14 protein-coding genes are annotated in these 19,444 nt (G+C 66.7%); 6 read left to right on the plus strand and 8 right to left on the minus strand.

All coding sequences use genetic code 11. The features are described from left to right. The first annotated feature begins 88 nt into the window (after positions 1-88). Positions 89-649: an NAD(P)H-dependent oxidoreductase gene (locus AB0H54_RS18350; RefSeq protein WP_357346510.1), complete on the plus strand. Its 561-nt coding sequence runs from the start codon at positions 89-91 to the stop codon at positions 647-649. A 4-nt stretch (positions 650-653) separates the two neighbouring features. Here the strand turns inward: AB0H54_RS18350 and eccE are convergent, their stop codons facing one another. Continuing rightward, on the minus strand, positions 654-2,297 hold the full coding sequence (gene eccE / locus AB0H54_RS18355; RefSeq protein ID WP_357346511.1) for a type VII secretion protein EccE: 1,644 nt from the start codon (positions 2,295-2,297) through the stop codon (positions 654-656). Between the two features lie 83 nt (positions 2,298-2,380). Between eccE and eccB the strand changes: the two genes are divergently transcribed. Further along, a complete protein-coding gene (gene eccB / locus AB0H54_RS18360) occupies positions 2,381-3,868 on the plus strand; it encodes a type VII secretion protein EccB (protein ID WP_357346512.1) in 1,488 nt (495 codons plus the stop codon). Here eccB and AB0H54_RS18365 read toward each other — a convergent pair whose 3' ends face one another. The 3 genes from AB0H54_RS18365 to eccD all read right to left on the minus strand — a co-directional run bounded on the left by AB0H54_RS18365 (position 3,869) and on the right by eccD (position 7,559). Next, entirely contained in the window at positions 3,869-4,630 is a 762-nt protein-coding gene (locus AB0H54_RS18365; RefSeq protein ID WP_357346513.1) for a potassium channel family protein, read from the minus strand. A 65-nt stretch (positions 4,631-4,695) separates the two neighbouring features. Continuing rightward, positions 4,696-6,096, minus strand: a complete 1,401-nt coding sequence (gene mycP / locus AB0H54_RS18370) for a type VII secretion-associated serine protease mycosin (protein WP_355271397.1) — start codon at positions 6,094-6,096, stop codon at positions 4,696-4,698. Continuing rightward, positions 6,093-7,559, minus strand: coding sequence for a type VII secretion integral membrane protein EccD (eccD, locus tag AB0H54_RS18375; protein ID WP_357346514.1), 1,467 nt, complete (start codon positions 7,557-7,559; stop codon positions 6,093-6,095). The genes mycP and eccD overlap by 4 nt, the downstream gene beginning before the upstream one ends. A gap of 185 nt (positions 7,560-7,744) precedes the next feature. Here eccD and eccCa point away from each other — a divergent pair, with 185 nt between their 5' ends. From eccCa to AB0H54_RS18395, 4 genes are all read left to right on the plus strand, one after another. Next, positions 7,745-11,779, plus strand: coding sequence for a type VII secretion protein EccCa (gene eccCa, locus AB0H54_RS18380; RefSeq protein WP_357346515.1), 4,035 nt, complete (start codon positions 7,745-7,747; stop codon positions 11,777-11,779). Further along, entirely contained in the window at positions 11,761-13,227 is a 1,467-nt protein-coding gene (locus AB0H54_RS18385) for a type VII secretion-associated protein (protein ID WP_357346516.1), read from the plus strand. The genes eccCa and AB0H54_RS18385 overlap by 19 nt, the downstream gene beginning before the upstream one ends. Before the next feature lie 123 nt (positions 13,228-13,350). Next, positions 13,351-13,674 carry a WXG100 family type VII secretion target gene (locus AB0H54_RS18390; protein WP_357346517.1) on the plus strand — a complete coding sequence of 108 codons (324 nt, stop codon included), beginning with the start codon at positions 13,351-13,353 and terminating at the stop codon, positions 13,672-13,674. A 33-nt stretch (positions 13,675-13,707) separates the two neighbouring features. Then, positions 13,708-14,013: a WXG100 family type VII secretion target gene (locus AB0H54_RS18395; RefSeq protein WP_357346518.1), complete on the plus strand. Its 306-nt coding sequence runs from the start codon at positions 13,708-13,710 to the stop codon at positions 14,011-14,013. 86 nt (positions 14,014-14,099) lie between these two features. On the opposite strand, the gene AB0H54_RS18400 is transcribed toward AB0H54_RS18395, so the two are convergent. The 4 genes from AB0H54_RS18400 to AB0H54_RS18415 form a co-directional block, all read right to left on the minus strand. Beyond that, the gene (locus AB0H54_RS18400) at positions 14,100-15,239 is read right to left on the minus strand and encodes a hypothetical protein (RefSeq protein WP_357346519.1); all 1,140 of its coding nucleotides are present in this window, start codon (positions 15,237-15,239) and stop codon (positions 14,100-14,102) included. 39 nt (positions 15,240-15,278) lie between these two features. Then, complete coding sequence (locus AB0H54_RS18405; RefSeq protein ID WP_357346520.1) at positions 15,279-16,478, minus strand: hypothetical protein; 1,200 nt, start codon at positions 16,476-16,478, stop codon at positions 15,279-15,281. A gap of 33 nt (positions 16,479-16,511) precedes the next feature. Continuing rightward, positions 16,512-18,134, minus strand: coding sequence for a serine/threonine-protein kinase (locus AB0H54_RS18410; RefSeq protein ID WP_357346521.1), 1,623 nt, complete (start codon positions 18,132-18,134; stop codon positions 16,512-16,514). Positions 18,135-18,226: 92 nt separating this feature from the next. Continuing rightward, the gene (locus AB0H54_RS18415; RefSeq protein WP_357346522.1) at positions 18,227-19,441 is read right to left on the minus strand and encodes a hypothetical protein; all 1,215 of its coding nucleotides are present in this window, start codon (positions 19,439-19,441) and stop codon (positions 18,227-18,229) included. Positions 19,442-19,444: the final 3 nt, after the last annotated feature.

Here is a 19,444-nt window from a genome sequence, read left to right on the forward strand (position 1 = left end):
CCTGCGGATATCGAACCAAATCGCCTGCGCCCATCGTGCCCGATCCGCCGCGCGCCGCGGGGCGGGGGTCCATCGATAAGCTCGCGGTATGGACACACCGTTGCGGTTGGAGGTCGTCGTCGCCAGTACCCGGCCGGAGCGATTCGCGCCCGTGGTGGCCGACTGGTTCCTCGGTGTGCTCGCCGAGCGGCCGGAATTCGAGGTCGGGGTCCTCGATCTGCGTGACATCGCCTTGCCCGTCGAGCTCACCGAGACCCCCGAGGTCGACGCGTTCCGGGAGCGGCTCGCCGCCGCCGACGCCTTCGCGGTCGTCACCTCCGAGTACAACCACGGATATCCCGCGTCCCTGAAAACGGCCCTGGACAGCGCCAAACGGGAGTGGCGGGCCAAGCCGATCGGCTTCGTCTCCTACGGCGGTCTCTCGGGCGGCCTGCGGGCCGTCGAGCAGTTGCGTCAGGTGGTCGCCGAACTGCACATGGTCTCGGTGCGCGAATCGGTGAGCTTCGCCCAGGCCAAGCGGCGCTTCGGCGCCGACGGCACCACCGATGACCACGCCGCGATCGACGCGAGTGCGCGGATGCTCGGCCAATTGGCCTGGTGGGGACGGACTTTGCGGGCTGCCCGCAGCGCCGACCCCTACCCGGGCTGACCGGTCAGGCCGGCGCCATCGTGCGCTGTCCGCGCGGCTGCCCGATGTAGGTCGCCTCGCGCGGGATCGACACCAGCGTGAGGTTGACCCTGGTCGTCCCGGTGCGCAGCACCACCCGGTTGCCGATCGCGCCCGGCTGGAAGATCTCCAGGTCGGGACGGGAAGCGGGCCAGCCGTTCGGATCGCCGGTCAGGTAGATGGTGGTGACACCGGCGTGCGGCGCCGGCGCCAGCACACCGTCGACGACGGTGGCGGTGAAACCCGCGTCGGACTGGTGCGTTTCGACCGCGATGGTCAGGCGCTCCGGGTTGCCGACCGTGCTGACCAGCTGCTCCCAGGCGTGCGCGCGATCGGTGCGCACCAGCACCCGCTCGCCGACCGCCAGCGCGCGGAACACCAGCTGCTGGGCCAGATACAGCTCGCCCGCCACATAGACCGAGGAGATACCGGCGCCGATGATCCTGGTGGCGACGCCGTTGCCCTCGTCGTCGGAGCCGAGCAGCTGGCCGCAGCCCGCCGACGGCAGGTGCAGCGCGCCGATGACATCGATCGGGTACTCGGTGGTCGGCACGGTGTCGTCCACGCCGGGCACCGCGATCGGCAGGTGCGCGAGCAGCGCGTCGCGGTGGCGGCCGTTCATCGAGACCATGCCCTTGGTCGTGGTCTTCTCCGGCAGCTCACGCGCGGTCAACCGCCATGCGGCACCGACACTCACCGACTCGGCGTCGCTACCGGGCCGCAGCCGCACCGCGACCGTCGTGCCGCGCGAGGGCGCGACCCACAGCTGGGCGAGCAGGTCCGAGCCGAGCTGCTTGGGATCCACCGCGCTACCGATATTGACGGTGTTGCCGATCTCGGCGAACTTCCACCGCTGGGTCAGCGTGCGCGGGTCCAGACCGGCGGTGATCTGCTGGACGGCCTTGCGGATCTCCGGCGCGGTGAGGATGCGAGCGCTGCAATCGGCGTCTTCGAGCGTGCGCATGATGCGCTGGGTGGCGATGGTGACCGCGCGGGACGCGCCGTCGGTTCCGCCGCCGCGCCGGGCCGTCGCGTCGGGGCACTGCACCGAGTCGTAGCTGATCGCGAGCCAGACCGTGCGGTGCGCGGTCGCGGGCAGCGGGCCGAGCAGCGACTCGTAGATCGCGCCCGCCGGTGTGCCGGAGCGGCTGCGGTGCCCGTGGCTGATGATGTCGATGCCGCTGAGCAGGATGTCGTGCTGGTGCAGGCAGGCGGCCAGCTCGGGCAGGGGGAGCAGGTGGGAGGCGTGCACGGCGTTGCGGGCGATCCTGGTCAGCCCGCCCTTGGGCGGCAGCACCTCGACCACGGTGACCACCCGGCTTCCGTCCCAGTACAGGCCGAGCGAGCGGCCGTCGGTGTCGCGGAAGTCGACGGTGTCGCCGAGGGTGTATTCGCGCTTGCCGAAGTAGCGGCGGATCGTGCCGAGCCAGTCGAACACGGTGCGCTTGCCGATCGGGATCAACGGGATGACCGCGACGACGACCGCGATGCCGAGGGCGGGGAAGGGTCCGAGGCCGCAGACCAGGGCGATGAGCCCGACGGTCAAGCCGAGCACCTGCGCGATGAGCAGCTGCGCCAACGAGATGCGACCGAACAGTGGACGTGGACCAGCACCGGTGTACTCGGCCATTGGTTCCTCCCCCGAATGTGAACAAGTGCTGCCGGGAACTGTACTGTGTTGCCCGGACGAGAGCACTGTTCGGGGGAGGAACCATGCCTTCAAAACCCACTACACGCTGGCAGGTCAGCGGCTACCGCTTCCTGGTGCGGCGGATGGAGCACGCCCTGGTGCGCCGGGACGTGCGCATGCTGCACGATCCGATGCGCGCCCAGTCCCGGGCCTACGCGGTGGGTTTGGTGCTCGGCCTGGTGGTGCTGGCGGGCTGCGGCATCCTCGCGCTGCTGCGCCCGCAGGACAAGATCGGCGACAACAAGATCCTGATCGGCAAGGAATCCGGTGGCGTCTACGTCGTCATCGAGAATGTCGTGCACCCCGCGCTCAACCTGGCCTCGGCCCGGCTCGCCGCCGGTGAGGCGGCCAAGGCCGTCATCGTCAAGGAGTCCGAGCTCGGCAAGAAGCCGCGCGGTCAGCTGATCGGCATCCCCGGTGCCCCGACGTCGCTGCTGTACGACAAGGACGGCAAGGGCCGTCAGTGGTCGGTGTGCGATCAGCTCAAGTCCGACGGCACCGCCGATCTGACCACCTCGGTGCTGGCCGGTTCGCTCGATCTCGGCGACAAGGCCTCGGCGATGCCGTCGAACAAGGCGCTGCTGGTCAAGGCCAAGGACGATGTGTTCCTCGTCTTCGACGGCAAGCGCGCCAAGGTGAACATGAGCGACCCGGCGGTCACGCTCGCGCTCGGCATCGCCGGTGTCACCCCGCGCACCATCAGCGAGGGTGTGCTCAACGCGATTCCCGAGGTGCTGCCTGTCATCTCGCCGGTCATCGCCAACCCGGGTGGGGTGCCGACCTACAACGTCAGCGGCCACCGGATCGGTGATGTCGTCCAGGTGTTCAACGCGCCGAACCAGGACTTCGTCGTGCTGCAGGACGGCCTGCAGCCCATCTCGCCGGTGACGGCGCAGATCATCCGCAACTCGGTCAACTCGACGATGGCGGGCACCACCATCCAGAACACCGAACGGGTGAACGCGCCGGTCTCGCAGGCACTGAAGGTCGACAACTACCCCAAGGAACGGCCGACCCTGGTCACCGCCAAGGACCAGTCGGTCAGCTGCCTGTCCTGGAAGCCGATCCCCGGTGCCATCGACAACAACGACGCCACCGCGCGCGCCGAACTGACCGTGCTCACCGGCATCGACCTGCCCATCCCGGACAAGGCCAAGCTGGTCAGCCTCGCCCAGGCCGACGGCTCCGGCCCCAAGGCCGATTCGGTCTACATTCCGCCCGCCTCGGGCGCCTACGTCCAGACCACCGGCATCGAACCGGACAGCCGTCGCAAGGACAGCCTGTTCTACATCGCCGACACCGGAGTCCGCTTCGGCATCAAGAACTCCGACGCGGTGAAGGCCCTCGGGTTGGAGAACGTGAAGGCCGAGCCGGCGCCGTGGCCGATCGTCGGGCTGCTCGCCGGCGGCCCGAGCCTGGGCCGGGAGGACGCGATGGTCGCGCACGACGGCGTCGCCCCCGACTCGTCACCGGCCAAGCAGCCGGTGGCCACCGTCGCCAACAGCAAGTAGTCAGCCGACGGGCGGCGGTTCCGACCGCGCCCGCAATTCGGCGACCTCCGAACGCAATTCGCGCACTTCGTCGACGAGTTCGGCCAGTGTGCGCTCGGCGCGGTCGGTCGCGTCGACAGTCTTGAGCTGCTCGACGAACCAGCTGGTCATGGTGCCGATGGCGAAGGAGATCAGGCCGATGCCCAGCGTCATCAGGACCAGCGCCACCAGCCTGCCCTCGAAGGTCACCGGGTAGACGTCGCCGTAGCCGACGGTCGTCACCGAGACCGCCGACCACCACAGCGCGTCACCGAAACTCGTGATCTTGCTGTCGGGCGCACCGAATTCGGCGTCGAAGAAGGCCAGGCTCGACAACAGCAGGATCAGCAGCGAACCGGTGCCGACGAAGGCGACCAGCCGGGTCCGCGGATGCATCGCCCGGTTGAGCGTGTCGAGCAACAGCAGCGCGGCGCGCACCAGGCGCAGCGGGCGAAACGGCGGGACAAGCACGACGAGCAGATCGAGCGGGTGCTTGCGGACGAACCGGCGCCGATCGGTGGACAGCCGCAGCCGGACCGCGAAGTCCACCGCGAACACCGCCCAGATCGCGACATCGGCCCACACCAGGCAGGCGTCCAGCGTCGGCGAGGCATCGGTGTCGAGCACCCGCCACGCGTACATCAGCAGGAACAGCACTGCCAGCGTCATCATCGGCAGGTTGGTCGCCTGCTCCCAGCGCTGTCTGCGGGTCTGCGGGCGCTGCTCTGTGGTCAACGGATCCATACTGCTACCTGGGTCGACGGGCTGCGCGTAGTGCGCTCGACCAGGACGGTACCGCGTCCGCTACCTCAGGTGTCCTCGCGGACGCCGAACCGACGCCGGATCGGGAACGAGGCGAGCATGCCGAGAACGAACAACAGCCCGACCACACCCGCGCCGATCAACCCGACGTTCCTGGCCGTGTTGTCCGGCACCGGCGCCGGCGCCGGCACCGCGAGCTGCACCTGCTTGGCCGGTGACGGCTTCTTGGGCGGCAGCGGCCCGGTGACCTCGGCGGTGAGCGCCGCGATCGGATCGACGCTGCCGTAGCCGATGTACTGGTTCCAGCCCTCGGCGGGCGCGTGCGCGGTCGCCTGGATCCGCTTCATCACCTCTTTGGCACTGAGCTCGGGGAACCGCGCCCGCACCAGCGCCACCACACCGGACACCAGCGGGGTCGCGAAACTGGTGCCGCTGATCGGGCCGGTCTGGCCCTGCTGGTTCACCGTTCCGGTCGCGGTGCCGGGTCCGCGCGGGTTCAGCGACGTCATGTTCTCGCCGGGCGCCGCGACGCTGAGCCACGGTCCGGCGACGGTGAACTTCGACGGTGCGCCGTTCGCGTCGATCGAGCCGACGGCCAGCACGTAGTCGTCCCAGCGCGCCGGGCTGACGTTCATCGAGGTCTTGGTCCATGGGTCCGCGTTCGGCTCCAGCGGATCGATCACCGTGTTCGCGGTCTTGCAGGTATCCGAATTGCCCGCCGCGACAACGGGAACCGCGTTCTTCACCTCGACCGCGTACTGCAGCGCGGCGCCGATCGCCCGGTCGTTGACGTCCTTGTTGGTGCCACACCACACTTCGGAGACATTGATGACGCCCGCGCCCATATCGGCCGCGCGCCGGATGGCCGAGGCCATCGTGTTCAGGTTGCCGTAGCCGTCGGGCAGGTCCTCGGGCGCCTTGTTCCGGTTGGCGCCTTCCTTCTGATACATCTTGCTGGTCTGCCGGATCGTGAGGATGCGAGCCTCCGGGGCCACCCCGGCGAAGCCCTGGCCGGGCACCTGGGTCGCCGCGATCAACCCGGCCACGAAGGTGCCGTGCGCGTCGCAATCCTCGGCGCCGTCACCGGAATTGGCGACGAAGTCACCCGCCGCGATCATGTCGGGCAGGCGATCGTGCCTGCTCACGCCCGTGTCAATCACCGCGATCAGTTGTCCGGCGCCGCGGGAGAACTCCCACGCCCGCGCCAGATCGAGGGACCGTTGCGCGTCCGGGATGGCGGGCCCGTCGCCACCGGTGGCCACCGTGGTGCACACCGCGTTCGAACCGACCTCGGTCTTCTCCGGCGGCGCGGCCGGATCACCGGCGGGCAGGTTCGCTGGATCGGCGGCGGGCGGCCGGTCGGCCGAGGCGGGCGCCGCGCCCAGCCCGAACGACGCGCCGACACCGAGCGCCACGGCCGCCGCCGCGACGCGCAGGCTCGCGTTCACAGCCCGCGGACGAGGGAGTAGAGCTCGGCGACCCAGAACACCAGCGGCAGCACCGCGGCGACGAACGCGTACTCGAGCAGCTCGACCGCCCGGCGCATCGGCGGCGTCGCCGACTGGTTCGGCACGATCAGGCCGATCACCAGCGCGGCGACCAGGATCGCCAGCGCGGCACCGAAAACCACCAGCGGCTGGCGCATTTCGAGCGCGACACCAACCAGCATGATCAGCACGATCGACGCGCCACCCGCGATCAGCACGATCGCCTGTTCGGCGCCCGCGTAGGTGCGGCTGCGGAACATCAGCACCGCCGCGCAGACCAGCGCGAGCGCGATGCCGGGCCAGTACGGGTCGTCCGCGGTCGCGTCGATCGCCAGCAGCGCGCCGACGACGGTGACCAGCGTGGTCGCGGTGACCAGTCCGGCGAGGTAGTTGCGGGCCCGCTCCGACCTGGCGCGCAGCGCGTCCAGGGTGGGCAGCGCGCGGTGGTCGTCCGGGTCGTCCTCGGTCGGGTCGATCGGGGTGCCGGGGGAGGGGACCGGCGGCAGCGGCAGCTTCGCCAGCAGCATCGACACCCGCGGCGACAGCGAGAGCCCCGCCAGCCCGACCGCAGCGACGACGGCACCGATGGCCTTGACCGGCTGCTCGGTGAGCAGCCCGACCAGCGCCGCCGGAATGACGAACACCGAGGCCGCGGCCGCGCCGATGAACAGCGCGAGGCCGACCCCGGTGACCCGCCAGGCCAGCACCGCGGTCGCGCCGAACAGCGTCGCGCCGAGCAGCAGATGCGCCCAGCCGTAATGATCGGGGACCAGCAGCATGCCCGCGGTGAACGCGGTCGGCAGCGCGCAGCCGCCGAGCACCAGCGCGGCCGAGGTGTCGCCGTACATGCGGCTGAGCACCGTGCCCGCGACCACGCACAGGATCGCGACCAGCAGCGCGAGCGAACCGGTCACCCAGAACGGCAGCGCGTCCGGGGCGGTGAGCAGACCGAAGCAGCCGACCAGCATGGTGACCGCGGCGAGCACCGAACCGGTGATGCGCGCGGTCTTCGGGGTCCAGCTGCGGTAGTGGTCGGCGTCGGCGATCGCGACGTTGTACATGATGTCGTCGAACAGCGGCGTCGGCGCGGTGTGCGAAGCGCTCTCCAGCATGAGGAGTTCGCCGTCGCGCACCCCGTGCTCGCCGAGGCTGAGCGAATTCGAGAACGGCGGATGACCGATGCGCGCGAGCACCCATTCGGCGGGCTCGTAGCGCTCGCCGTCGTTGTCGAAATCGTTGGACCGGCTGTGCTGAGCGACCATGTCGACCACGCTCGGAATGACGAGCGCGACCGGCACGTCGACCGGAATCGCCATGTCGACCTGCGTGTGCTTGGCCAGGATCGTCACTCGGGCCAGATCCGGTGCGCGAACAATGCCGCGCGCGGAATCCTCCTCGAGATGATCGAGTCGCGCGTGCGTCAAAACTCCCCCAACTCCGTCTCTACCTCGTGTTTCCGCTCGACCCCTCGGGCGATCGACAGTTTGCGGAACTCACCGTTCGGACAGCAGAATGCCTGACGAACCATACGACATGTCGGCCGCGACCTCTACACTGAGCCCGTCGCGAGGGAAGACAGCGAGTAGTCAAGCAGGGGGAGTCTTCGACCATGAGCACAGTACGGTTCCAACGCCGTGCCCGGCGCGAGATGCCACGCACGCCCGGCGGTGAGGTCACCCTGCAGCCGCCGCCCGAGATCCCCCGGATCACGCCCGGCAACCTGCTGATGAAGATGATGCCCGTCGTCATGGTCGTCGGCATGGTCGGCATGATGGCGCTGATGTTCACCCAGGGCAGCGGCATGCTGTCCAACCCGATGTCGATGATGTTCCCGCTGATGATGATCATGTCGATGGTCACCATGTTCGGCCAGGGCAGCGGCAAGGGCGCCAAGGCCGCCGAGGCCAACGAGGACCGCAAGGACTACCTGCGCTACCTCGACCAGGTCCGCAAGGACGTCGACGAGACCGCCAAGCAGCAGCGCGCCGCCGTCGAGTGGAGCCACCCCGAGCCCGGCCTGATCTGGATGCTCGCCGGCACCAGCCGCATGTGGGAGCGCCGCTCCGGCGACAAGGACTTCTGCCACGCCCGCATCGGCCTCGGCGGTCAGCGCCTGGCCACCCGCCTGGTCGCCCCGGAGACCGGCCCCGTCGAAGAGCTCGAACCGATCGCCGCGGTCTCCCTGCGCCGCTTCGTCCGCGCCCACTCCACGGTCCCCGACCTGCCCACCGCGATCGCGGTGAAGGGCTTCGGCACCATCGCCCTCGACGGCGACCGCGCCCAGGCTCGCGACATGACCCGCGCGATGTTGTTGCAGCTGTGCATGTTCCAGGCGCCCGACCAGGTGCTCGTCGCCGTGGTCTGCGGCCCCGACACCGCACGCGAGTGGGAGTGGACCAAGTGGCTCCCGCACACCCAGCACCCCGACGTCTCCGACGGCATCGGCACCCAGCGCATGTTCTACGGCTCCATCCGCGAGGCGCTGAGCAGCCTGCACCCGCTGCTCGGCAACCGCGTGCGCTACTCGCGTAACCAGCCGAACAACCCGAACCTGGTGCACGTGGTGATCGTCGTCGACGGCGGCCTGCTCGAGGCCGAGGACGACCAGCTCCGCGAATCCGGCTTCGAGGGCGTCACCATCATCGACCTGTGCAATTACGCACCCCGCCTTGCCGTTTCGCGCGGCATCAAGATGGTCGTCGAGGACGGCGAATGCCTCGGCCGCGGCGCCACCGGCAACCAGGAGCGCTTCGCCACCATCGACCGCGTCAGCGCCGAGCAGGCCCAGCAGGCCGCCCGCCGCCTCGCCCCCTACCGCGCCGCCACCCAGCGCAGCAGCGACGTCGAAACCGACGATTCCGAGGCCATTTCGACGTGGTCCCAGCTGATGAGCCTGGGCGACATCGGCAACTTCAACCCGGCCAGCGCCTGGCGTCCGCGCTATGGACGCGAGCGTCTGCGCGTGCCGTTCGGCCTCGGTGCCGACGGCGCTCCGGTCGAACTCGACATCAAGGAAGCCGCCGAGAACGGCATGGGCCCGCACGGCCTGTGCATCGGCGCCACCGGTTCCGGTAAGTCCGAGTTCCTGCGCACCCTGGTGCTCAGCCTGCTCGCCACCCACTCGCCCGACCAGCTCAACCTGGTCCTGGTCGACTTCAAGGGTGGTGCCACCTTCCTCGGTCTCGACGGCGTCCCGCACGTCGCCGCGGTCATCACCAACCTGGAAGACGAGGCCGACCTCGTCGACCGTATGAAGGACGCGCTGGCGGGTGAGATGAACCGCCGCCAGGAAGTCCTTCGCCAGGCGGGCAACTTCGCCAACGTCTCCGAGTACGAGAAGGCCCGCGCCGCCGGCGCCGACCTCGATCCGCTGCCTGCCCTGTTCGTCGTGCTCGACGAGTTCTCCGAACTCCTCACCCAGCACCCGGATTTCGCCGAGCTGTTCGTGATGATCGGCCGCCTCGGCCGCTCGCTGCACGTCCACCTCCTGCTCGCCTCGCAGCGACTGGAAGAGGGCAAGCTCAAGGGCCTCGAGTCGCACCTGTCCTACCGCATCGGCCTGAAGACGTTCTCCGCCAACGAGTCCCGCCAGGTCCTCGGTGTCCCCGACGCCTACAACCTGCCCAACTCACCCGGTGGCGGCTACCTCAAGGCCGACTCCGGCGAGATCCAGCGCTTCCAGGCCTCCTACGTCTCCGGCCCCTACGTCGGCGGCGGTTCGCAGCGCGAGGTCACCAGCGCGGGCATCGTCGGCGGCGAGATCGACGTCAACGCACGCCCGTTCAGCGCCAACCACGTCGCCTTCCGCACCTCCGACCGCGTCCCGGTCGCCCCGGAGTCGACCTACGAGCCGGAGCCCACCGGCGACGACGCCGACCAAATGTCGAACCTGAACATGCTGGTGTCCCGGATCAGCGGCCACGGCCGCCCCGCCCACGAGATCTGGCTGCCGCCGCTCGACGACGCGCCGACCCTGGACCAGCTGAACCCGCGCTCGATCATCACCGGCGAGTACTCGCCGATCGCCACCCTGCGCGCCGCGATCGGCATCGTCGACCGCCCGTACGACCAGCGTCGCGACCCGATGATGCTGGACCTGTCGGGTGCCCGCGGCCACGTCGCGATCGTCGGTGGTCCGCAGTCGGGCAAGTCGACGGCTCTGCGTTCGCTGGTCATGTCGATGTCGATGACGCACACCGCCGAGCAGGTCCAGTTCTACTGCCTCGACTTCGGTGGTGGCACGCTGTCCAGCCTGGAAGGGCTGCCGCACGTCGGCTCCGTGGCCAACCGCCTCGACCCGGACAAGGTCCGCCGCACCGTCGCCGAGATGAGCACCCTGGTGCGGCAGCGCGAGCAGCGCTTCCACCAGCTGGGCATCGAGTCCATGGTCGAATACCGGCGCCTGCGCGCGATGGACCCCAACAGCAGCCCCGCCGCGGCGGGCGCGCACGCCGACCCGTACGGCGACGCCTTCCTCGTCATCGACGGTTTCGGCACGATCCGCCAGGACTACGAGGCACTCGAACAGCAGATCACCAACCTTGCCCTGCAAGGCCTTTCGTACGGCGTGCACGTCGTCATCGGCCTGTCGCGGTGGATGGAAGCCCGGCCGGCGCTGAAGGACCAGATCGCCACCCGCATCGAGCTGCGCCTGGGTGACCCGATGGACTCCGACATCGGCCGCAAGTTCGCCGCGCTGGTTCCGCAGGGCCGTCCCGGCCGCGGTATCACGCCGGACGCGCTGCACATGCTGATGGCCCTGCCCCGGGTCGACGGCAGCTCCGACCCGCTCGACCTCAGCGCCGGTGTCGCGCACGCGGTCGAACTGATCGCCCAGCGCACCCCCGGCCGCCCGGCCCCCGGCACCCGCACGCTGCCGGACCTGCTCGACCGCACCGACCTGCTGCGTGGCATGCGCAACTGGCCAGCGGAGGTCGACCGGTCGCGGCCGAACATGCTGGTGCCGATCGGTGTCAACGAGTCCGAGCTCGCGCCGGTCATGCTCAATCTGGCGGATACGCCGCACTTCCTGGTCTTCGGTGACAGTGAATGCGGTAAGACCGCGCTGCTGCGTGGCATCGTGCAGGGTCTCGTCGAGTCGAACGAACCGGCGCAGGCCAAGATCATCCTGGGTGACTACCGGCGCACCCTGCTCGGCACCATCGAGACCAACCACCTGGCCGGCTATGCGCCCTCGGCGGAAGTGCTCACCCCGTTCGTCCAGCAGGTCGTCGGGATCCTCAAGTCCCGCATGCCGGGTGCCAACATCACCCAGCAGGAACTGCGCGCGCGTTCGTGGTGGACCGGCCCCGAGCTCTACCTGATCATCGACGACTACGACCTGGTCGTCACCCCGTCGGGTAACCCGCTCTCGCCCCTGGTCGAATTCATCCCGCACGCCAAGGACATCGGCTTCCACCTGATCATCGCCCGCCGATCCGGCGGCGCGTCGAGGGCGCTGTACGAGCCGGTGGTGTCGCGGATGCGCGACGTCGGTTGCATCGGCCTGGTGATGAGCGGTAGCCGCGACGAAGGCCAGCTCTTCGGCACGGTGCGCGCGAGCGCGATGCCGCCGGGCCGCGGAACCCTGGTCACCAGGAACGCGATCGATCTGGTGCAGCTGGCATGGGCACCGGCCTTGTGACCGACATCGACGTCGTGGTCAGCGATGCGCGCATCTTGGCGCGCACCGCGGCCCGGCACGTGGATGTCGCTCCCACGGTGATGCCGGTGCCGAACGGCATCCTGGTCGGCGCGCCCACCGGCCCGTCGCAACCGGCGATCTCGGCGCTCTCACTGGCCGACTCGGCATGGATCGGCTACGAGCCGCAGCCGCTCGCCATCGCCGCGGCCACCGACGCGGTCGTCGACGATGTCCTCGCCGGCGTCGCACCGACGCCGCCCGGCGCGAGTATCGGTGTCGCGCATCCCAGTTCGTGGTCGACGGCCCGCAGCTCCAGCTTCGCCCGTTCGTTCGGCAGGTACTCGGGTTCGGTCGCGCTGGAGCCGATCGCGGCCCGCGTGGCCCGGCTGCGCCAGCCCCTCGCGACCACCGAGTTCGTCGTCGTCGTCGAAATCGACCCGCTGGCCGTCACGGTGAGCGCGGTCGACCGTTCCCGGGACCAGATCTCGGTCGCGGCCTGCGCGCACGAACCCACCCTGGGCGCCGGCGACTGGAACGACGACGACATCGATCGCCTGGCGGCCATGATCGGCGAGGTCGCCGACGGTTCCAAGCCGACCTCGGTGCTGATCGTCGGCCCGACCGACGATCACCTGCTGGAGCGCCTGCGCGAGTTCGCCGCCGAAACCTGGACCACCCAGCCCACTCCGCTGGTCCAGCCAGTGGCCTTCACCGCCCTGCTGCTGCCGCAATCCGGACTCACCGACGACCGGGCACGCCCGATCCCGGCGCAGAACGCGGAATGGGTGGGCACCCTCCGTGAACGCGCCGCCGCCACCGCGCCCGCGCCACGCCACAGCACCGCCAAAATCATTGCCGCGGCGGCGATATCGCTGGTGGTCGTCACCGCGGGCATCGTCGCGGTCGTGGCGACCCGCGACAGCGACGCCGACGCGGCCACGGCCACCCAGAGCACGCCGACAACGGTGTCCACCGCACCGGAGCCCCTGTCTCCGAAGCCATCGACCACCCAGCCGGCCGCGACTCCCGCCCAGCACACGATGGGCCGCGTGACCTTCAACATCCCGGCCGGCTGGCGCCTCGCCACCGGCTCACCGGCGGACCGAGCCGCGCTCGTTCCGCAGACAGCCACCCCCGGCCGAATTACTGTGACGTACAACACTGTCGCGGAGCAGGCTGGATATGATGAAGTGCTTAGGGACATCACCGCGCGGATCTCGCGCGCCGAGCCCGGGCGGTTCGGTACGCCGGAACGTGATGTGGTGTTCGCCGGGCGCCGGGGGATCGGTTACCAAGAGCTTCCTGGCGACGGTTCCGTCGTCAGGTGGTACGTCCTTCTCGACCATGGCGTCCAGACCAACGTCGGCTGCCAGCACGGCTCGGGAGGATGGGGGACTGTCAGTACTGCGTGCGAGGAAGTGATGCGATCAGTGTCGATCTCGCCGTAGGTTTCGGAAATTTCTCCGAACTTGATGGAACCGAACGCACCATCGGTGCGTCGAACCTAAGTAGAAGGGCTCAGATCGCCAGCAGGGGGGTCTGGTCCACCTTGACCACGAAGGAGCCAGAAGATGGGTTTCAACGCAACTCCTGACCAGATCAGGACGTTCTCCGACAAGATGAACCAGAAGCATGCCGACATCCAGGGGATGATCACCCGCGCCGAGGCGCACGCCAACGATGTCAACAACCCTTCGTTCCAGGGTGAGGCCGGTCGGGCTTTCCAGACGTCGATGCAGGAGTACCTCAGCAACGCCAAGAAGCTGAACGATGCGCTCGACGCCGCCGCCGACACGGTCGGCACGATTGCCGGCACGATCGACAACGCCGAGGTCGAGAACGCTCAGCAGATCATTCAGGCACAGCAGTTGAACATGGACACCTCGTCCACATAACTTCGCACCTAATAACACTGGAAAGGAATCCTAATGGCTGACATCGGTTCAATCAGGTACGACTTCGCAGCGATCGACGACGCGGGCTCGGGTCTGAAGACCCAGGCGCAGAACATCACCAACGCGCTGCAGGACTACGAGAACGAGTTCCAGCGCTTCATCGAAGAGCACTGGTCGGAAGGTGAGGGCTCGGTCGCCTTCACCATCATGCAGACGAAGTGGTCGAACGATTCGCTGAACTTGAACGCGAGTCTGCAGAAGATCGGCGCGACCACGCTGTCCGGCGCTGAAAACATGCGTGCTACCGACGCGCGACTGGCGGCGATGCTCGCACCCTGACGAATATCCTCGTCGAGGGGTGGGTTCAGTCCGTACGGCTTGAACCCACCCCTTTCTTATCGAACCTGGCAACTTCGCGAGCGGGATCAATCATGATCGGCCAGTAGCCGGTATTGTGCTCCAACGCGTTGATACGTGTCCTGCAGATTTGCGCCAGCAATTCGGACCAAGTATCGGCCAACTGTGAATCTGCATGTCGGGGGTTGGGATCGATCAGGGCCTGCCGGACTGCAACTAGCTGATGGCAGGTTAGGGGGTGGAGCGGCCTCCCCAGTGGGCTGTCCTGCGCTCAACACGCCGTTTGCAAACGCGGCCGACAGACGCTCGGCCCCCGCGGCGTCCTTGGCGCGATACACTATCGCGCCACTCTGAACAACGACATCTACGCCAGCGTCCGTAAAAGCTGCAGAGGCTGGGACCGGCATCTGCATCTGCGACAGTGCAACATGTGCAGGATATGCGGCAATTTTACTAGTGGCCTTTTCGGCAGGGAAGGTGCGACTCAACATTCCATCGAAGTCGAGCGGAAGTTGCGAAATTGCAGCGAGCGCAGTCCGTGAGTAGGTTTGTAGCCGCTGGATTTGGCTGCTGTAGAATTTTCGAACCAGTTCAGTATTATCTCTCAGATCGAGCGGGCGACTTACCGGATCGGTAATGTGGACGATGAGGACCATATCCTCATGGGCAAGCCAAGTGGAAATCTTCGCTGAATTCTCTGATTCCGGCGGAATTACCTTCGCTATGGCCTGGGGGTAGCCATCAACCGGGTGGGTATCGCCTGGGGCGAGCCTCCCCATCTTGTCCACGGCATTGCGTGCACTATCTGTCGAGTCGAATCTGACGGTATATGTGTCGATGTTCCGACCCATACCAGAGTTAAGACGACGGGTCGCGTGAGTACGCCACCCAGCGACCAACCCGGGAAACTCTGTCGTAAATTGTTCCCGTTTGAGGTCGATGCCGAACTCATCCGGATATGGCGGCTCGTCTGGGGTGATGATCTGGCTTCTGGGATAGTCGAGCCCGAATGCGAATCTGCTGTCATACTCGAACGGTATAGGCGTTATGTCACCGATGCGGATGGCTTCACGGACAGCGCCTGAGGAGGGCTTGCGAAGGGTCTCGACATCCAATGGTGTTGTCGAGTAATTGCCAACATCGAGATTGGTTGCGTCGATTGATGGAGCCGTGGATTCGTTACTTCCGCACGCTCCGAGCGTAATCATAAGGGTGATCGCAAAAGCCGAGTATCGTGTTCTCATCAACTACTCGCATTTCTGCAGGATAGCGTATTGTGCGGCGGCACGTTCCTGGAGGCCACTATCGAATTGAGCGTGGCCGATCGATTTTGCGGTGACGACGGCCACGAATCTTCCGTATACAACGGCGCACATGGCGTTGTTTCCGCGCTCATCGACGTTATCGAAGCGGACGCATTGCGCATCGGCAATTCCGAGCGGCGGGTCGAGCGGGCTATCATCCTTACCCGCTTTCGCCAGGAAGGTCTGTAGTCGGAATGCTGCTGCAAGATCGCGCGTTCGGTAAACGGTGCTAGCTCGTTGGCCTATTATGTCAACGCCGGCCTCTTCAAATGCTTTGCGCGCTGCGGCCGGATTTCTCTCGAAATGGAGGATCCCGGCAGCTCGGTATGGACCGAAATCATCCGTGGACAAAATTGAATCTCGACCACTGAGAGTCATCGTCCGTCTTACTATGTTCTCGGGATCAAGAGGTCGGTCCAGCACGTCGTCCAACGGTATCGGCGCCTGGCTGTCCAGCGCAAAATTCTGCGCTAACAACGCGTCCTTGACCTTCGATATGGTGCCATCATATTCTGCAACCGACCTCTTTACGCTGACAAGGATTACGTATGGGCCATGAGCTTGCCACGAATCAATTTGGCGTCCATCCAGCACCGATGAGTATGAGTTGGGTACTCCGGGTAGATCCAGGTTGGCTCGGCCGACGGCCTCCATTGAAATCCGGTTGAACTCCTGGGCAGCTCGACTACTTTCTGTGTCGGAGTCGAATTGCAGTACGGCGACACTTATTTCTTTTGGACTTCTAAGGCTGCCGTTGGTGCGGCTTGCAGCAACTCCGGCGATGAATTTCACATTGTTCTTGACTACTTGTTTATGGGTATCGGTGATGCCTTGAATATCGGGCATGTTCGTGTGCGCGGCGAAGACCTCGGCGTCGCGCAGTTCCTGGACATCGGTGTCGATATCGATAGGTTGGATGAGGTAGTTGAGTAGTCGCCGACCCTCTATTAATCGAACTTGTTCTGGGGCGCCGTACCCGTCCTTAAGTTCGAAAGTTTCGGGTTCTGATGTAAAGGGTCCAGAACGCAGGGTTTTGATATCGGCAGGTGTCGCGCCGGGTTGCGGGTTTCCTGCGATAGTCGAACCGCAGCCGCTACACAGCGCTATGGCGATTGCAGCGGCAGTTGCCCTGAGGTGCCGCATTCGATATCCCGTGTGTAGCATTCTCCCCCTGCTCTATTTGAGTGACTTCGATATGGCCGGCACAACCTTATCGATCAGAATCTTCTGCGACTGTTCACTCCATACCTGAAATGCTTGAACCGTCGACGGATCGTCGATCACGACAATCTTGCCGTTTCCGCTGGTCAGGGAGTATGGCAGCCCTCGAAACCCGCCGTTTCCGGCTTGGCTGTCGGTGCGGAAAATGAGGACAACGTCAGTATTGTTCTTGACGGTGTAGTCCCCGACTGACAGGGCGCGCGGTGACTTCTCGTCTCCTACGGCTTTGAATTCAGAATTGTAGTCGAAGTCCAAGTCGCGCAGGAACTTCCACTGATCACTCGGGTTGAGAACGACGGACAGTGTTGAGTTGCCAAAGTTGTAGGCGGTGATCGTCTTCCCACTGAATTCGGGGTGATCGGCGCGGACCTGGGCTATCGGATCGGCGCCGCCACTGTTTGAGGAACCGTTCTGTTTGGTAAGCACGAACACGCCCGTACCGACGAGCGCTGCGACCATCAGTGCGATCAAACCAGGGAGAAGGAACTTCTTGGTGCGCTTCTCTCGGGAGGGGGAGGGATTGCGGGCGGTAACGAGGTCAGCCTCGGAGACACCGCGTTGCTGGCCGACGAGCGCCCCGCGGGGATCGTTACCCCACTGGGGTGTGGCGACAGCTCGGCTCGGGTCGGTACCCCACTGTGGGTTGACTACGTCGGTGGCTGCTGTGGCCGGGCCGTTGATCGGCATGCGTGGGGCGGTGTGGAATCCCTGGGACGCCGGCGCCTGCATCGGGGCGCCGAACAGAGCGTTGTGGGCTTCCTGGATGAATTCGCGGCAGGTGTTGTAGCGGTGGACCGGGTCCTTGGCCATGACCTTGGCGATGACGTGGTCGATCGCGGGTGGGAGGTCGGGGCGGATGGCGGTGGCGCGGGGTGGGGGCTCGTGCAGGTGGCCCATCATGACCATGGCCGGGACCGTGGCGGGGTAGGGGTTCTGGCCGGTGAGGAGTTTGTAGAGGGAGCAGCCGAGGCTGTAGATGTCGGCGCGATGGTCGAGCTTGGTGCCCATCAGCTGCTCGGGGGGAGCGTAGGCGACGGTGGCCATGAAATTGCCGGTGGCGGTGAGGTCCTGGCCGTCGTCGGCGGACTTGGCGACGCCGAAGTCGGTGAGCAGGACGCGTTCCTCGTCGCCGTCCTCGGCCGCGGCGATCATGAAGTTGGCCGGCTTGATGTCACGGTGCAGCAGGCCGCGGCGGTGCGCGTAGTCGAGGCCCTTGCCGACCTCGCCGATGATGCGCAGGGCCCGGTGCGCGGGCATGGCGCTCGGGCCCTTGGCGACCTCGGCGGAGGCGTCGGTGCCGTCGACGTACTGCATGGCGATCCACAGCTGGCCGTCCTCGTCGCCGCGGTTGTAGACGGCGACGATGTTCGGATGGTCCAGGCCGGCGGCGAGATTGGCTTCGCGCTCGAATCGCCCGCGGAATTCGGGGTCGGTGGACAGGTCGCCGCTGAGCACCTTGAGCGCGTCGCGACGGGGGAGGCTGGGGTTCTGGGCGAGGTACACGGTACCCATGCCACCGGCGCCGAGTACCTTGATCACTCGGTAGCCACCCACAATTGCGCCGGGCCGCAAGGCCATTCGCGTCTCCTCAATCCTTCGCGCGCCCCGCAGTGCACGTCCCAACAGGGCAATCTAGCAGGTGCTGTCGCACCCCACAGTGCTCGTGCGGGTCAGCTGAACCCGACCAGCAGCTTGTACTGTGCGGCGGCCCGCTGGTGAACGTCCTGCAGGTTGGTGCCGGAGACACCGAAGGCATATCGGCCGATCACACCGTGGCACGTCGGGGGTGCGTCGGACGCGTACTTCACTTCGGGTTTCGCGTTGAAGCAATTCACGACCGGGAGATTCGGCGGACTGTCGACCTTCATGTAATCGGTATTTCCGGTCGTTTCGTTGTCCATCGCCGCCCGGAATCGGCCCGCCGCGGCTTCGTCCCGCGCGCGGAACACGGAGCCGGTGTCGAAGGCCATGATGTCGACTCCGGCGTCGGTGTAGGCGGGACCCAGGACCGCGGGGTGTTCCTCGAGATGCAGGACAGCCTGCAGCGGATACACCGCGGAGCTGCTGGTTCCCTTCTTCGGGCGCTTCGCCGCCTCGGTGGGCAGCACATGACTCAGCAAGCCCTCGGTGTCGAGCGGCAGAATGTCGATCTCGTTCAGCGGCGTCGGTGTATAGGCGCGGAGCATTTCGAGCTGTTTGTCGAAGTACTTGCGCACGACTTCGGCGTCCGCGGCCGGGTCGTAGGGGAGGCCGATCGGATCGGTGACGTCGATGGACAGCAGCATGTCGCCGCGCACCAGCCAGGCGCGCAGGTGCTGCAGCCGCAGCGGATCGGTCTTGACCTCCAGCTTGGCCAGGCTGTCGGGGTAGTTCGGGATCTGATAGGCCGAACTCGGTGTGCGGTTCGAGAGTTCGGTCGCCGCGAATTTCGCCTGGTCCGGCGTCGAGAAACGCAGGGTGATCGTCGAGACCTCGCGGCCGGCGTAGAGCTGATCCCGGCGATTCGCGGAGCTGTCCCACCCGGCGACGACACCGGGAACGACGGTGTTGAAATCAGTGGATTCGATGCCGGAGCCGCCGAAGTACGGCGGGTCGATCGCGGTGATGTGCCGGCCACCGCTGTAGCCGGTCGCGAAGACGAATCGCGGATCGAACTGGGAGGCGATCGGAGTGGCGGCGCCGATCCGGATCGCCTCGCGCAGGGCGCCCGACGTCGGCACCCGGCTGGGCTCGAGGTCGACCGCTTTCGTCGGGTAGTTGCCGGAGTCCAGCTTGGTGACGTCGACAGCCGGGGTCTGCGGTGCGGCGGCATCGGAGCCGCCGCACGCGGCCAACGCGAATCCGAGTGTCAGCAATGCGCTGCTCAGGCGGAGTTTTCGCATCATCGT

Origin of the sequence: Nocardia sp. NPDC050718 (genome assembly GCF_040654235.1) — a bacterium.
In the GTDB taxonomy this organism is placed as follows: domain Bacteria; phylum Actinomycetota; class Actinomycetes; order Mycobacteriales; family Mycobacteriaceae; genus Nocardia.